Source organism: Pontibacter chitinilyticus, from assembly GCF_039748935.1.
Taxonomy (GTDB): Bacteria; Bacteroidota; Bacteroidia; order Cytophagales; family Hymenobacteraceae; genus Pontibacter; species Pontibacter chitinilyticus.
On record NZ_JBDIZJ010000006.1, the window covers coordinates 208,558 to 223,870 of the forward strand.

Below are 15,313 nucleotides of genomic sequence, written 5' to 3' on the forward strand. Positions count from 1 at the left end.
CGTTTTATTACTGTTTATTGGATGTTTATAGTACCTAACGCTCTTTGATAATCTAGTTTGCTGGCCAGCACATTATACAAGGCATTGTAATAGTTCAGCTGCGCCGTGCGGAGATCTGTTTCAGCTACGATCAGGTCCACATACGCCTTAATACCTTCGTTATACTGCAGCTTGATGATGTCATAGACTTCCTGTGCCAGCTGCATGTTCTGTTGCAGCGTCTGCCACTCATAAAAGTCGCTCTTGTAATTGGCCAGCGCCACCTGGTATTCGGTGTTGATGGCTTTGCGGGTATTCTCAGCTTTCACATCCAGCCGCTGCTCCTGCAACCGGGCGATCTTCAGGTTTTGCAACCGTTTAGTACCCTGGAAAATAGGGAGAGAGGCCTGCAGCCCAATGCCCGATGTAGGGTATGACTGGCTGTAAAGGTCCGACAGGCTGTTGTTGAAGTAGATCCAGTTATAGTTTACGTAGGAAGAGATGGTCGGCAGGAACTGCCATTTATAGTAGGCCGTGTTCAGCTGCAGCAACTGTCGCTGTGTCTGGAGCTGCTGTAACTCAATGCGGTTAGCAAAGTTCACCACCTCTGTCGTATCCAGCATAACAGCCTGCTGCATTTCGTCCGGGTTGAACGAAACCTGCAGGTCTGACTCTATCGGGTAGCCCATCAGTTGCTTCAGCAGCGCATACTTGGCTTTTACAGCTGCCTGTGTTCTGTTCCTGTCGCTGCGGATGTTGGCCAGGGTAATGGCTGCCCGCTGGTAGTCCGTTTTATCAACCAGGCCTACTTCAAAGCGGCTGCGGGCATCGTTGTACTGCTTCTCCTGCCTGGCCAGGTTTTCTGTCAGAATCCGGAGTTGCTCCTGAGTCAGCAGAATATCGTAAAATGCTTTGCTCACATCCACCACCGTGTTGATCTTGGTGTTGCGGGTGTCAAGGTCCAGCTGCTCACGGGTATAACGCGCTGCTTTGGAGGCAAGTAGTAGTTCGCTACTATACAGGGTCTGGTTAGCCTGCAGCAGTATGTTGGAAGTATACTTTTGACCCAGTGTCCGAATTTCGCCTGCAAAAGGCTGTTGCTGGAGTTTAAAAAGGTGAGTTCCGCCATAACTAGCTGAAATTTGCGGAAACCAGCCGGCAAGGTTCGCTTTGATCTCATGCTCCCCAATGGCCTCATCTAGTAACGCTTGCTCCACAGCACCCCGGTTCTTCAGGGCATACGTCACACACTGATCAAGGGTAAGCGGTTCAGCAACCGGAGCAGCGTTGGTTTGCGCGCGCAGCAGCGAGGAGGGAAATAACAGGAGCCCAACCAGCAGCGGCTTTAAATAAGTAGTCATCATCATGTAAGCTGATTTGCACGTTTTACTTTATACAAAATGCGCCTGCATAGCGCTCCTGACGGCAGAAGGCATGCTGAAGCAGAAACTCGTTTTATCATAGTCGTTAAGCTGCAGTTTGATGGTTTATAGTTGATTTAGTTTAATCAGGGAGTGTAAGTATAAAGAGAGAGTGGAGCCGGCATACTGCTTCAGGTGCTGGCTGGTCGCGACATGCCGTTCCATAAAATACGGGCAATCTGTGTCAGCTCTTCGTCGCTGAGCTGGATTTTACCCACCCCATGAATTTTAGCGGCTGTGATAATGCTGCCATGAACCAGCACGCCCAGCATTTCGGGGTTAGCCTCACAAAGCTGACCTTCTTCTACGCCGCAGCGGAAGAAGTCGAACAAAAGCTGGTGAACAGGGTGATGTTGCGGACCTTTGCTCTTGGTATAAAAGGGCGAGTTAACAAATTGCTCCATAAACCGGAGCACATTCGGGTTTTCGATGTAAAAATGGTATAAGCCCATCCAGGTACTAAAAAAGCGTTTCTGAAAGGATTGTGCCGGGTCATCACTGGTCAGCAGGGCCGAGATCATTCGCTGATTCACATAAGTATACAACTCACAGATCAGGCGCTCTTTGCTGTCAAAATAATGGTAGATCGTGCCGGCCGCCACACCGGCATGTTTCGCAACCATACTCATCGGGGTGCCATGAAAACCTTTTTCTTCGATCAGCGCAAGTGTACTTTCAAGGATAGCTTTCTTCTTCTCGGCTAGGTATTCCATGTAATTTGTTGTCTATTGAATGTTCATTCGGCCGCAAAGGTAGCATGTTTTCACTCAGTTCATAGCAGCGGCAATCATTTGTTTTGAAAAATAATGTATATACACTTACTTAAGAACCGATCTTCAGATCGTTAGGTAGCAACTGCAAAAGGCTGGAAGGGCTATCATGGGAGAGCTAACCCTTGCGATAGGCTGCATGCAATTAGGATGGAGAGCAGGTAATCCTTATACTTCCGGGGCAAAGCCCCGGAAGTATAAGGATCAGAAGGAAAGAAGCCCCACAACTTCACTTCTGGCGCGTAAGCTCCGGTCCCATTTAGCAAGTATGGGCAACCTGCTTTGCTTTCTACCAGAACACTTCGCTCTGAAAACTCGCTGCAGTGCCGGTATTATTTATTGGCCGGTACCCTGTCGCTCATTTGGCGCTCTACCATCCAGCCGGGGTAAATGCGTGGAGGCGTGCTGATCTCGTTTAGCCGCTCTACTTCTTCACTACTCAGTTGCAACTCCGTGGAGTGGATGTTGGAATGCAATTGTTCTACTTTCTTCGCGCCGATAATGGTGCTGGTAACACCTTGCTGCAGGCGTACCCAGGCCAGCGCTATCTCAGCAGCCGAAACCTTATGGGCATCGGCCACTTCCTGTAGCACATCTATAATATCATAGGCTTTATCTTTGTTGATAGGAGGGAAATCAAAGGTGTCGCGCCGGGAGTCGCCACCGGTATTCTGGTTATCGCGCGTATACTTGCCCGATACAAAGCCGCCGGCCAGCGGGCTCCAGGGCATAAAGGCCAGGTGCTGATCTTGTGCCAGCGGCAGCAGGTCGTGCTCCGAATCCCGATCCGCAATGGAGTAAAAGTACTGCATGGCAATAAACTCATGCCAGCCCTGTTGGCGGGCAATGCCCAATGCTTTCATCACCATCCAGGCAGGCCAGTTGCATACCCCAATATAGCGCACCTTACCGGTCATTACCACATCATGCAGCGTATGCATAATCTGCTCCACCGACATCGCCTCATCAACGCCATGCACATACAGCAGGTCGATGTGATCCATTTGCAGGCGTTTCAGGCTATCATCTACCGACTGAAAAACATGGTACCGCGATAGGCCCAGTTGGTTAACGCCTTCTGCCATGCGGCCCCGTACTTTAGTTGCAATAAACAGTTCGTTACGGGCGTGGCCGTTTTGCCGGATACCCTGGCCCAGTATTTCTTCTGATTGGCCAAAAGAATACACATTAGCTGTATCGATAAAATTTATACCTGCATCAACAGCTATTTTCAGGATATGGTTAGCTTCTTCCTGCGGTTGCTGTCCAATGGCTTCCCAGTAGCCTTTGCCGCCGAAGGTCATAGTGCCCAGGCAAAGTTCGGAAACGAGTACACCTGTATTTCCCAGTAAGTTGTATTTCATAGTTTTAAGGTTGGTTTACTTCTTTCATAAACTCCATAGCAGCGCAAAAGTTTTGGCAGCCCCTGGAAATGGATGGAAAACATCTATTTTCTATTTTGGTAGATAATTATCTGTTTGAGAGATAATTTATACTGTTTATCAATTTTTATTTCCAATTTAATAAAACTTTGCGTATTTTGATAGAAATTTACGTTTGTAGCTTTCTTTGCCTTTATTAATGCGTCGCTATATGTGTACTCCATCCAGCACTACGGTCTGTTCAGACTATCTTCTATACAAGCAAACTTGCAGGTGTAGCAGGCGCATTTTTCATAGAAGCTAAGGGCATCCAATACTATTATATAAGATTCAAACAACTGCTTTACATACAAAATATTTCGCCTCTGCCGGTAAGCCGAGGTTCAATTTGCTGCATACCATGAAAAACATAGCTGACAATTCCTTATACCTTCCGCAGATGGAGCACGACTCCTGTGGCATTGGTTTCCTGACTAACCTGCATGCCCATAAGAGCCACGCAACCATAGCCAATGCTTTGGTCATGCTCGAGAATATGGAACATCGGGGTGGCTGCGGCTGTGAACCCGAGACAGGCGACGGGGCAGGCATACTTTTCCAGTTACCGCATGATTTCCTGCAACAGGAGTGTGCCCGCATCGGTATAGAACTGCCTGAAGCAGGAGCGTATGGCGTAGGCATGGTCTTTTTCCCGGCCGAAGAGCAGGTGCGGGCCAGTTGCCGGCAGGTAGTGCAGGAGGCAGCCGATAAACTGGAGCTGCAGTTGTGCGGTTTCCGCGATGTGCCTGTAAACAGAACAGGCATCGGGACCACAGCCCTGGCCAACGAGCCCAAAATAGAGCAGCTGTTCGTCGTGCCGAAAGACAAAAGCATTACCGGCGATGCACTGGAACGAAAGCTGTACGTGTTCCGCAACTATACGACGCATACCATTGGCGCCAGCATTCCCGCGAGTAACGGCGACTTTTACTTCGCCAGCCTTTCGGCTAGGGTTATCGTGTACAAAGGGCAACTGCGCACCGACCAGGTGAAAAGCTACTACCCCGACTTGCAAGATGAGCGCCTTGTTTCTGCAATGGCCCTGGTGCATTCCCGTTTTTCAACCAACACCTTCCCCAGATGGAAATTGGCCCAGCCGTTCCGCTTTATTGCGCATAATGGCGAGATCAACACCATCCGCGGTAACGTGAATAAAATGAAGACGAAGGAAGCGCTGATGGAGTCGGAACTGTTTACTAAGGAAGAGCTGAACATGCTGCTGCCCATCTGCGACGCCACGCACTCCGACTCCGCTAATTTCGATAGCCTCGTAGAACTGCTGGTGCTGGCCGGCCGCTCTCTGCCGCATGCCCTTATGATGATGGTGCCAGAAGCTTGGGAGGATAACCCGCAGATGCACCCGATCAAAAAAGACTTCTATAAGTTTCATGCCTCGCTTATGGAGCCTTGGGATGGACCTGCCTCGATTTGCTTTACCGATGGCAAAGTAGTAGGAGCCGTGCTGGACCGGAACGGACTGCGCCCTTCGCGCTATTGTGTAACCAACGACGGCACCGTTATCATGGCCTCTGAGGCTGGTGCGCTGCCTGTCGATCCGGCAACAGTGATCGAGAAAGGACGCCTGCAACCGGGTAAGATGTTCCTGGTAGACCTGGAGCAGGGCCGCATCATCAGCGATGAAGAAATCAAGACGCAGGTAGCCCGCCGTAAGCCTTACCGGGAATGGGTGCTGCACCACCGCCTGAAACTGCGCAACCTGCTGCCACCCAAAGTGCCGGCTTTTGAGCTGCACGAAGATACCTTATTACAGCGGCAGCAAGCCAGCGGCTATACTTCCGAAGACCTGAAAGTGATTCTCAAACCAATGGCGGAGAGCGGCAAAGAACCGCTTGGTTCCATGGGAGCTGACACGCCACTGGCCGTATTATCGAACCAAAGTCAGCACCTGGCTAATTACTTCAAACAGCTTTTCGCCCAGGTAAGCAACCCGCCGATCGATCCCATCCGGGAGCGTATGGTGATGTCGCTGTTTACACGTGTGGGCGTTGGCCGAAATATCCTGTCTGAGTCACCACAGCATTGCACGCAGGTGCACATCTCACAGCCGGTGCTTACCCACGAGAACATGATTACGCTGCGGCAGCTGGCTCCGCACGGCTACCGGTACAAAGACATTGCTATTGTGTTCAAGGCAGACGGGCAGCCGCACCGACTAGAGGAGGCCATCGATCGCATCTGTGCTGATGCAGAAGCAGCTATTGAAGAAGGGTGCAACATCCTGGTACTCACCGATAGGTCTGTGGACGAAGGGCATGCGCCTGTTCCGTCGCTGTTGGCAACCGGGGCGCTGCAGCACCACCTTATTCGCAAGCGCATCCGTACTAAGGCCGGTGTAGTAGTAGAGGCAGGCGATGTATGGGAAACACAGCACTTTGCCACCCTGATCGGCTATGGTGCCAGCGCCGTACACCCGTACCTGGCTTTTGAGTCTATCATGGCTTTGAACAAGCACCAGGAATTGAACAAGCAACTGTCGGATGAGGAAGCGATCGAAAATTACATCAAAGCTATAAACGGTGGCTTGCTCAAGATCATGTCCAAAATGGGCATCTCTACCCTGCAATCATACCAGGGCTCCCAGATATTCGAATGCCTTGGCCTAAGTCCGGAAGTAATAGACAGGTGCTTTGAGGGAACGGTTTCGCGCATTGGCGGCATCGGCTTCGAGGGTATTGCCAAAGAGGTGCTGGTGCGACACAAGTATGCTTTCCCGCAGCACGTATCCTCTCGGCTACCGGTAGGTGGCTTCTATCAGTGGAAGCGCGATGGCGAGTTTCACCTAATGAATCCGGAGACCATCCACCTGCTGCAATACTCCACCCGACGCGGTGATTATAGCTTGTACAAGAAGTATACCCAGCATATCAATGAGCAGAATCAGCGGGCATGTACGCTGCGCGGGCTGCTGGATTTTAAAGAGCGTCAGCCGGTGCCGCTGGAGGAAGTGGAACCTATAGAGAATATTCTGAAGCGCTTTGCTACTGGTGCTATGTCGTTCGGCTCCATCTCATATGAAGCACATAGCACCTTAGCCATCGCTATGAACCGCATTGGTGCCAAAAGTAACAGCGGGGAAGGCGGTGAGGATGAAATTCGCTTTGATGTAAAGCCGAACGGCGACTCCGAGCGTTCTTCCATAAAACAGGTAGCTTCCGGCCGTTTTGGAGTTACAAGTAATTATTTAACCAATGCCGATGAGCTGCAGATAAAGATCGCTCAGGGCGCCAAACCTGGTGAGGGCGGGCAACTGCCGGGGCACAAAGTGGATGACTGGATCGCTAAGACGCGCCATTCCACGCCAGGCGTTGGCCTTATTTCGCCGCCGCCGCACCATGACATTTACTCTATCGAGGACTTGGCCCAACTGATCTTCGACTTGAAGAATGCCAACCGCGAAGCACGCATCAATGTGAAGCTGGTGGCAGAAGCAGGCGTAGGGACCGTTGCCGCTGGCGTAGCGAAGGCGAAAGCCGATGTGATCATGATCTCAGGCCACGATGGCGGAACCGGGGCATCGCCCATCAGCTCCATCCGGCATGCTGGTGTGCCCTGGGAGTTGGGCTTAGCAGAGGCGCACCAGACCCTGGTGAAGAATAACCTTCGCAGCCGCGTAACCCTGCAGACAGATGGTCAGATCAGAACCGGGCGCGACCTGGCCATTGCTACCTTGTTGGGAGCAGAAGAATGGGGTGTCGCCACAGCTGCCCTGATCGTGGAAGGGTGTATCATGATGCGCAAATGCCACCAGAACACCTGCCCCGTAGGTATTGCCACACAAGATCCTGAATTGCGGGCTTTGTTTACTGGCCGGCCGGAGGATGTGGTGAACCTGTTCCATTTTCTGGCGCAGGACCTACGCGAAATTATGGCTTCGCTAGGCTTCCGCTCGGTAAATGAAATGGTAGGGCAGGCAGAGGTGCTGAAGCTGAAAGCTGCGACACCACAATGGAAAATAAAAGACCTTAACCTGAGTGCGCTGCTGTATCAACAGCCGGCAGATTCGGAAGTAGGGCTTTACAAGCAGCGCGAACAGGACCATGTACTGGAGCAGGTGCTGGACTGGCAGTTATTAGAAGCAGCTGCACCTGCCCTGGAGAACGGAGTACCGGTAAAAGCAGCTTTCGACCTGAAGAACATTGACCGCGCTATAGGTACCTTGCTTTCTAATGAGATATCGAAGAAGTATAAATCAGCGGGATTGCCAGCCAGAACCATTCATTTTGAGTTCCGGGGATCGGCAGGACAGAGCTTTGGTGCTTTTGCTGCGCCTGGCCTTCACCTCGAATTGGAGGGAGAGGCAAATGACTACTTTGGCAAAGGCCTTTCTGGCGCGGAGCTGGTGGTGTATCCGGATCGCCATTCAACCTTTAATCCCGAAGAGAACATCATTATCGGCAATGTAGCCCTGTATGGCGCTACCTCCGGTGAGGCCTACATCAACGGTATGGCCGGGGAGCGGTTCGCGGTGCGTAACTCAGGTGCCAAAGCGGTAGTAGAGGGCGCCGGCGACCATGCCTGTGAGTATATGACAGGTGGCGTCGTAGTGATCCTGGGAGCTACAGGCCGCAACTTTGCGGCAGGCATGAGCGGCGGTCAGGCCTTCGTGTATGATCCGGAGCAACTGCTGGCCGAGAACTGTAACATGGAAATGGTGGACCTGGAGCCGGTAGCTATGGAAGACCACCTGTTGTTGCGCCAGCTACTGGAAAACCATGTAAAGTATACCAGGAGCCAGGTAGCAGCCAATCTGCTGGAACGCTGGGAACTGGCTGTAAGGTCATTTACGAAAGTAATGCCGCGGGAGTACAAAGCCGTGCTGGCCCAGCGGAATGAGTCATTAAGAAAAGCTGTATAATAGTTGAGCCATGGGAAAAGAGAGAGGTTTTATAGAGATCAACAGAGTTTTGCCTCCTGTCAGAGATCCAAAAGAGCGTATCAACGACTTTAAAGAGATTTACCTGGAGAAAGGGTATGAACTGGCTACGCAGCAGGCGACCCGCTGCATGGATTGTGGGGTGCCTTTCTGCCATAGCGGCTGCCCTTTGGGCAATAAAATTCCTGATTTTAACGAAGCTGCCTACAAAGGCGACTGGGAGCACGCGATAGAAATACTAAGTACTACAAACAACTTTCCGGAGTTTACAGGTCGCATTTGCCCGGCTCCCTGCGAGGCTGCTTGTGTGCTGGGAATCAACAAACCACCGGTTACCATTGAGTACATCGAGAAATCTATTGCCGAAAAAGCCTTTGAACTTGGGTTGATTAAAGCGCAGACACCTGCCACCCGCACTGGAAAAAAAGTAGCCGTAGTGGGCTCTGGGCCGGCTGGTCTGGCAGCGGCGGCACAACTGAACACGGCAGGGCATTGGGTTACGGTATTCGAAAAGCAGGATGTGTTGGGAGGGCTGCTTGCCTATGGCATCCCTGACTTTAAGCTGGAGAAGTGGGTGGTTGAACGCCGTATCCGGTTAATGGAGGAAGAAGGAATCACCTTTAAAACAAATACCCATGTAGGGGTAACGCTCTCAACAGAGGACTTGATGGCAGAGTTTGATGCCGTAGTGCTTTGCTGTGGAGCCGAAGTGCCGCGTGAACTGCCGCTGGAAGGACATGAAATGAAAGGTATTTATTACGCTATGGATTACCTGATACAGCAGAACCGGCGTGTGCGCGGTCTGGAAGTACAGGAAGCTGATATTTTAGCAACCGACAAACATGTGGTGGTGATTGGCAGCGGCGATACCGGCTCTGACTGCGTGGGCACTGCCAACCGGCAAAAGGCTGCCTCAGTTACGCAAATAGCACGCATGTACCAGCCACCGATGCAACGCCCGGACCATAACCCTTGGCCGCAGGTACCAATGGTGATGCAAAGCTCTAGCTCGCATGATGAAGGCTGCGAACGTACTTGGGCCATGCTGACCAAAGCATTTGTGGGTGATGAGAACGGCCACGTTACAGGGCTGCGCGTAGCAGACCTGCGCATGGAAACAGGAGCAGACGGAAGCAAAAGCTATTACGAGATTGAAGGAACAGAGCGGGTGCTTCCCTGCGATATGGCCTTGGTAGCCATTGGGTTTGCCTACACACAACCTAAGGGCTTGCTGGAGCAACTGGGTGTGGAACTGGACCGTTGGGGTAACATTGTATCAGATGCGCAGTTTCGTACGAGCGTAGAGAAGGTATTTACAGCCGGAGATGCCAACCGGGGGCAATCGTTGGTTGTGTGGGCCATTTCTGAAGGCCGCGAAGCAGCGCGTGCAGTTGACATTCACCTGATGGGCTGTTCTACGTTGCCTTCAAAAGACCTGTCGGTGCTGGACCTGATGGCCGACGTGACGGTTTAAGCCACGCTATTGCGCGTATATTTACTGGAATATACCTTCAGGAGCCAGTGCTTTCATTTGATCAGCTGATCAAATGAAAGCACTGGCTTTTTGGGTTATACTATAACAGCAAAAAGTTTAAGGATTGCTACTTACTATAGCCGGAGGTTTATAGTGCTAAATTCTTTGAAAGATAGATATATATTACGCTTGTATAAAACAAAAGCTTTAACAAAGCAGCCCGGCCTGTTGATACAGGTCGGGCTGTGGAAATGTGTTGGAGCAGCAGGCTAGGTATATCAGCCGAAATTAAGCTGGGTGTTTTATCTTACAGCTGCTGCCGTGCCGCTATAGGCATTGCATTTGTTAAAATGAACCTATGTGGGCATAGCTGGTATCTGCTTCCCAAGCTCTGAAACGGGTAATTTCCTTTTGGAAAGTACTTACAAACCAGGCCATCAGGCTCAGATCATCCAGCAGCCCAATACCAGGTATAAAGTCAGGAATAATGTCCAGCGGCGTAACCAGGTACAGCAAGACGGCTATACCGATCAGCAAGGATGTTTTAGCCACATCACGATATTCGCCGTTGATGTAAGCCCGCACCAGCCGGATAAAAGTATGCATGATTTCCTTTACCTGCTCAAAACTTCCTTTTGAGCTGTTGGTATCAATGAGCTTGCCATAGGCAGTGGTAAGCAGTATGCCTAGCTTCACGGGCTTAACTAACAGGCCACCTGCTTTGCCCAGGTATTTCTTGAAAGCAGGATTTTGTGAGAAAATTAGTCCTTTTTGAATCCAGTCGTGTAGCATAATAGTTGTGTCTTTAGAGCTTAATACGGAGCAAAGCGGCAAAAGGCTTTAGCCCTTTGCCACAGTTTTGTTTCTGAAGGATAAAGCTATGAAAATATTTATGCCCTTGCGCTTGATTCCTACAAAATTCCTCCTTTAAATTGAAGTACTAATTCCTGCGAAAATACAAGCGGAATATTCAACTAAGAAGTAAAACGATGAAACTGGTCTGGAAAATAATCTTGCCGCTTCCTGTATTGGCCGCGACATTATTTGCTGCCTCTTTCCGGCTGCCGGCGCAGGTGCACGTCGAGCACCGCGTGGTTCTGGCTGCAGCACCGGAGCAGGTGTATCCCTACCTGAATAACCCAACGGAATGGCCTAAATGGAGCTTTCTAAGCAAAACTGCCGACCCTACAGTTATTCACCTGTACGGCGGTCCAACAACTGGTGTGGGCGCGCGCATGCAGTGGAGCGGTGATAAAGTAGGCGATGGTAAGCTACAGCTTACTGAAAGCATCAGCCCTAGTTCTGTGGTATATGTGCAGAGTGAAACCGGGCTACCTGGCAACATCCTCGGCGAGTTCCGGCTCACTCCTGTTCAGGGCGGTACGGAGGTCGTCTGGCGCCAGTCGGCCGAGGTGGGCACTAATATTTGGGATAAGTATAAAGGCTTATACCAACAGCACAAAAAGCAGCAGGAAGTAGAGCAGGGGCTCACCGGACTGAAAACCCTGCTGCAAAATAACAGTAAGAGAAGAGCAGCCAAATAAAACCACCCAGCCATGCCGATAACCATCAACCGACCTGAACTCGCGGAATACCCGGCCTCTTACCAGACCTACATGGATCATCTGCCTGACGGCGAAGTAATGTACCTGCTCGACAAGCACAGCACGGATCTCCGGCACATGTTCCGGAATGTTTCTGATGCACGTGCGGAGGAAAGCTATGCGGTAGGTAAATGGACAATAAAGGAACTGCTGCAGCACATGATTGACTCAGAACGTATTTTCAGCTATCGGGCTATGTGCATCAGCCGCGGTGAAGATAATCCACTCCCTGGCTTTGACGAAAATCTGTATGCCAGTAACTCTCTGGCTAACATCCGGCTGCTGAAGAACATGCTGGAGGAATACGAACAGGTGCGCCGTTCCAGTTTGTTGCTTTTCCGCAGCTTAACCACGGAGATGTTGAACCAGGTGGGCATTGTCAACGGCAACGAAGTTTCCGTGCGAGGCCTCATTCACGTAATGGCCGCACACGAATACCACCACATAACGATTCTGCAAAGCCGCTACTTAAAACGCAAGGACTAAGTAGCCGAATCTATACCTATAACCTCAAGTATAAAAGCAACTTAAAAGGATGTGCTTCAAGCAAAACAAAAGCGAAGCGACTGTGATAGCCGCTCCGCTTTTGCATCTAATTATTTGTGTGATTAGAGGAGTTCGTTTGCCAGGTTTGCCAATTCCGAGCGTTCGCCTTTTAGCAGCGTAATATGCGCGTAGAGCGGGTGGTTCTTGGCCCGGTCTATCAGGTAGGAGAGGCCGTTACTTTGCGAATCCAGGTAGGGCGTATCGATCTGGTGAATGTCGCCGGTAAAGATAATCTTGGTGTTTTCGCCCGCCCGCGAGATAATGGTTTTCACTTCATGAGGCGTCAGGTTCTGGGCTTCATCCACTATAAAAAAGATGTTAGACAAGCTACGGCCCCGGATATAAGCCAGGGGAGTGATCAGCAGCTTTTCTAGGTCCACCATGTCGCGGATCTTCTGGAACTCCTTGCTTGTTTCGGCAAACTGGTTCTGAATATATTTGAGGTTATCCCAAAGTGGTTCCATATAAGGATTCAGCTTAGATTTGATGTCGCCGGGCAGGTAGCCGATATCTTTGTTACTGAGCGGTACTACCGGGCGCGCCAGGTAGATTTGTTTATATTCCTTGCGTTGTTCTAAAGCACTGGCAAGCGCTAGCAGCGTTTTGCCTGTACCCGCTACACCCTGTACCGTCACCAGTTTTATATTCGTGTTCATCAAGGCATGCAGGGCAAAAGCCTGCTCCGCATTGCGTGGCTTCACGCCAAAGGCATTTAGCTTGTCCACCCGCTCCAGTTGCTTTTCTGCCGCATTATAAAAAGCTAGTGTAGAGCTTTTAAAGCTTTTAAGTATAAAGTAATGGTTGTCGCTTGGCGTGGTGGTCAGCACCTTTTCACTCTCACACTCGCCTTTTTCATACAGCTCATTAATGATAGTAGCTGATACATCCTCCAGCGTATCATTACCAGTGTATAGCTCCCCTACATCCTGGATCTTCCCGGTTTCATAGTCTTCCGAAACCAGGTTCAGGGCGCGTGCTTTCAAGCGGAGGTTAATATCTTTTGTAACCAGCACCACTTTGCTTTCCGGCCGCTCCCGCTGCAACTGCAGGGCAGAGTTCAGAATACGGTGGTCGTTCTTTTCACCAAAGATCTCCACGGCATCCACAGAACTGCTGTAGTTCATTAGTACTTTGAAGTTGCCTTTGTTTTTGCCATTCAACGGGAGCCAGTCCTGCAGCTTGTGCTCGCCAGAAAGCTTGTCGATGAACCGGATAAATTCACGAGCCTCAAAGTTCTTGATGTCATTTCCCTTTTTGAAATTATCAAGTTCTTCCAGCACCGTAATTGGAATGGCTACATCATGCTCCTGAAAGTTCTGGATCGCGCTGTGGTCGTAGAGAATCACGGAGGTATCCAGCACAAACACTTTCTTCGTTTTGCTCGCTTTAGCAGTGTCTGTTTCAGCGGACGTAGAGGCCTTTTTAGTGCGGGATGTTTTTGGAGTAGTTGCTGTTTTTGCTGGTTTACTTGGTTCGGAGGATGCCTTAGTTATTTTGCCGGGGTTTAGCATACGCATGGGCTAAGAGTGAAAAGATCCGTTCTGCTGCGCTTCTAAAATCGCTTTTTGCAGTTTAAGTTATTTACGTGAGATCAGGTAGGAAAGCTACCCAACAGTGGCAGCAACTGCAGGACGGAGGTATGGAGCAGAACGGAAAAACCTGCCTAAAACAACTATGAAATTGTGTACTAAGGAGTTATAAACAAGTATAAAATTTAAATAATATTTTATTTTATACATATAAAGTTATGGGTGACACAAAACAGAGCAGGTTGCAGCACTGGCAAAGTAAGTCCTCTGGAGTGCACACGAAGTATGAATTTAGCTAAGGGTAAAATACGCTTCCTTTTCTTTGTCGTGGAGACGGAGGTAGCCATGAATGACCAGCTTGACCAAGATGCGGTAGGCACGACGCTCCGAGAGGTTCGCCAGTTTCATATATTGCCGGAGCGTGATGCGGGGATTCAGCTGCAGGTAATTCAGTACCGCCTGTTCGTGGCGGTCCAGCGGCAGGCGTTCAAATTGAGGCGCTTCTGCAGCAAGCGTTTTCTCTACCAGTTTGCTGGTTTGCACACTGGTATCTTTCACCCGAACATAGCCTCGCCACTCGTCATCCTTGATTTTAGCAAAATGCGGTTTTCGCGTACTTTCCGGAACGGTTACTACCAGTATGATGTGCCGGTCAATTTCTACTTCTTCGTAGCGCACCGGCACGGGCGGGTCACAGTAAAAGTTGGCGGCAAGCTGCAAAGTGTGCTTTTCCTCCTCCGGGTCTACACCGCTGATGGTGCCGTTATCTTTCACGCCGACCAGGATCTGGCCGCCACGGGTGTTGGCAAATGAAACAAGGGTGCGGGCAATTTTCTCCGGCTGTGTAACACGCTGTTTAAAATCCAGTGTATCGTTTTCACCTTGCAGAATAAGCCGTTGCAGTTCATCCATAGTATAAAGGAGTTTGTAACACCTAGCAGCATCAAGCAACATAGCACTCAGCAACAAGGGGCATCCCAAATGCTTTATCGGCGAAAGTATAAAAAGGTTAATGCCGGCTGGCAAAAATGCCTGCCGCCGCTAGGCAGAGTGACGGAAATGGGTAGAACGGCACAAAAAAAGCGAGCTGTAGTGGCTCGCTTTTTAATTATCAATAGGAGAGTTATACTCAGAAAGGAAGGTCATTGTCAGCATCGCTGCTGTAGAACGACGGCGCATCATTTTGGGCAGGAGTACCGGCAGGACCGCCAAAGTTTCCATTACCGGCTGTAGCAGGCTCCATGCGCCAGGCTTGCAGGTTGGTGAAATACATGGTAGTACCGTTTTTAGTGAAAGGTTTGCCAGTCAGGTTAAACGTTACTTTCACCTCATCTCCGTTCTTGAAGGCATCAAGCAGGCTGCACTTGTCCTGCGTTAGCTGAAACTTTACATACTGGGTGTAAGAACCATCCGGAATCTCCAGCACAAACTCACGCTTGCGGAACTTGTCACTTACCTGTTGCTCTTCAAATGCCTCGTACAGCTTTCCTTGGATATCAAATGACATAATTATTTAACTTAAAATAGATAGTTATTTTATACAAAGATAACCAATTTCACCCTGAAATGAGTCCTTTTGAAGGAAGAAACAAAGGAAAATTCTGCCTGTAGAGCAGAACGGAACAGCCGGTACAATACCTGCGTAGAGCTAACCTGAACCAAGACAAGCACCTAT

General features: G+C 50.1%; 11 protein-coding genes. 4 read left to right on the forward strand and 7 right to left on the reverse strand.

Annotated features, from left to right (window positions below):
• Window positions 1-14: 14 nt before the first annotated feature.
• The 3 genes from ABDW72_RS11710 to ABDW72_RS11720 all read right to left on the reverse strand — a co-directional run bounded on the left by ABDW72_RS11710 (window position 15) and on the right by ABDW72_RS11720 (window position 3,534).
• Entirely contained in the window at window positions 15-1,346 is a 1,332-nt protein-coding gene (locus tag ABDW72_RS11710) for a TolC family protein (protein ID WP_347158744.1), read from the reverse strand.
• Window positions 1,347-1,531: 185 nt separating this feature from the next.
• Window positions 1,532-2,113, reverse strand: a complete 582-nt coding sequence (locus ABDW72_RS11715) for a TetR/AcrR family transcriptional regulator (protein WP_347158745.1) — start codon at window positions 2,111-2,113, stop codon at window positions 1,532-1,534.
• A 389-nt stretch (window positions 2,114-2,502) separates the two neighbouring features.
• Window positions 2,503-3,534 (reverse strand): aldo/keto reductase, encoded by a 1,032-nt coding sequence (locus tag ABDW72_RS11720; protein WP_347158746.1) that lies wholly within the window; start codon window positions 3,532-3,534, stop codon window positions 2,503-2,505.
• Between the two features lie 418 nt (window positions 3,535-3,952).
• On the opposite strand from ABDW72_RS11720, the gene gltB reads away from it, so the two are divergent.
• Both gltB and ABDW72_RS11730 read left to right on the forward strand, forming a co-directional pair.
• Window positions 3,953-8,467: a glutamate synthase large subunit gene (gene gltB, locus ABDW72_RS11725; RefSeq protein ID WP_347158747.1), complete on the forward strand. Its 4,515-nt coding sequence runs from the start codon at window positions 3,953-3,955 to the stop codon at window positions 8,465-8,467.
• 10 nt (window positions 8,468-8,477) lie between these two features.
• The gene (locus ABDW72_RS11730; protein ID WP_347158748.1) at window positions 8,478-9,959 is read left to right on the forward strand and encodes a glutamate synthase subunit beta; all 1,482 of its coding nucleotides are present in this window, start codon (window positions 8,478-8,480) and stop codon (window positions 9,957-9,959) included.
• A 345-nt stretch (window positions 9,960-10,304) separates the two neighbouring features.
• Here the strand turns inward: ABDW72_RS11730 and ABDW72_RS11735 are convergent, their stop codons facing one another.
• Entirely contained in the window at window positions 10,305-10,751 is a 447-nt protein-coding gene (locus ABDW72_RS11735) for a YkvA family protein (protein WP_347158749.1), read from the reverse strand.
• A 197-nt stretch (window positions 10,752-10,948) separates the two neighbouring features.
• Here ABDW72_RS11735 and ABDW72_RS11740 point away from each other — a divergent pair, with 197 nt between their 5' ends.
• Together ABDW72_RS11740 and ABDW72_RS11745 are read left to right on the forward strand one after the other, a co-directional pair.
• Window positions 10,949-11,503: an SRPBCC family protein gene (locus ABDW72_RS11740; protein WP_347158750.1), complete on the forward strand. Its 555-nt coding sequence runs from the start codon at window positions 10,949-10,951 to the stop codon at window positions 11,501-11,503.
• Window positions 11,504-11,515: 12 nt separating this feature from the next.
• Window positions 11,516-12,049: a DinB family protein gene (locus ABDW72_RS11745; RefSeq protein ID WP_347158751.1), complete on the forward strand. Its 534-nt coding sequence runs from the start codon at window positions 11,516-11,518 to the stop codon at window positions 12,047-12,049.
• A 122-nt stretch (window positions 12,050-12,171) separates the two neighbouring features.
• Here the strand turns inward: ABDW72_RS11745 and ABDW72_RS11750 are convergent, their stop codons facing one another.
• The 3 genes from ABDW72_RS11750 to ABDW72_RS11760 form a co-directional block, all read right to left on the reverse strand.
• Complete coding sequence (locus ABDW72_RS11750; protein ID WP_347158752.1) at window positions 12,172-13,626, reverse strand: PhoH family protein; 1,455 nt, start codon at window positions 13,624-13,626, stop codon at window positions 12,172-12,174.
• A gap of 303 nt (window positions 13,627-13,929) precedes the next feature.
• Entirely contained in the window at window positions 13,930-14,550 is a 621-nt protein-coding gene (locus ABDW72_RS11755; protein ID WP_347158753.1) for an AlbA family DNA-binding domain-containing protein, read from the reverse strand.
• A gap of 217 nt (window positions 14,551-14,767) precedes the next feature.
• Window positions 14,768-15,145: a DUF3127 domain-containing protein gene (locus ABDW72_RS11760; protein ID WP_347158754.1), complete on the reverse strand. Its 378-nt coding sequence runs from the start codon at window positions 15,143-15,145 to the stop codon at window positions 14,768-14,770.
• Between the last annotated feature and the right edge of the window lie 168 nt (window positions 15,146-15,313).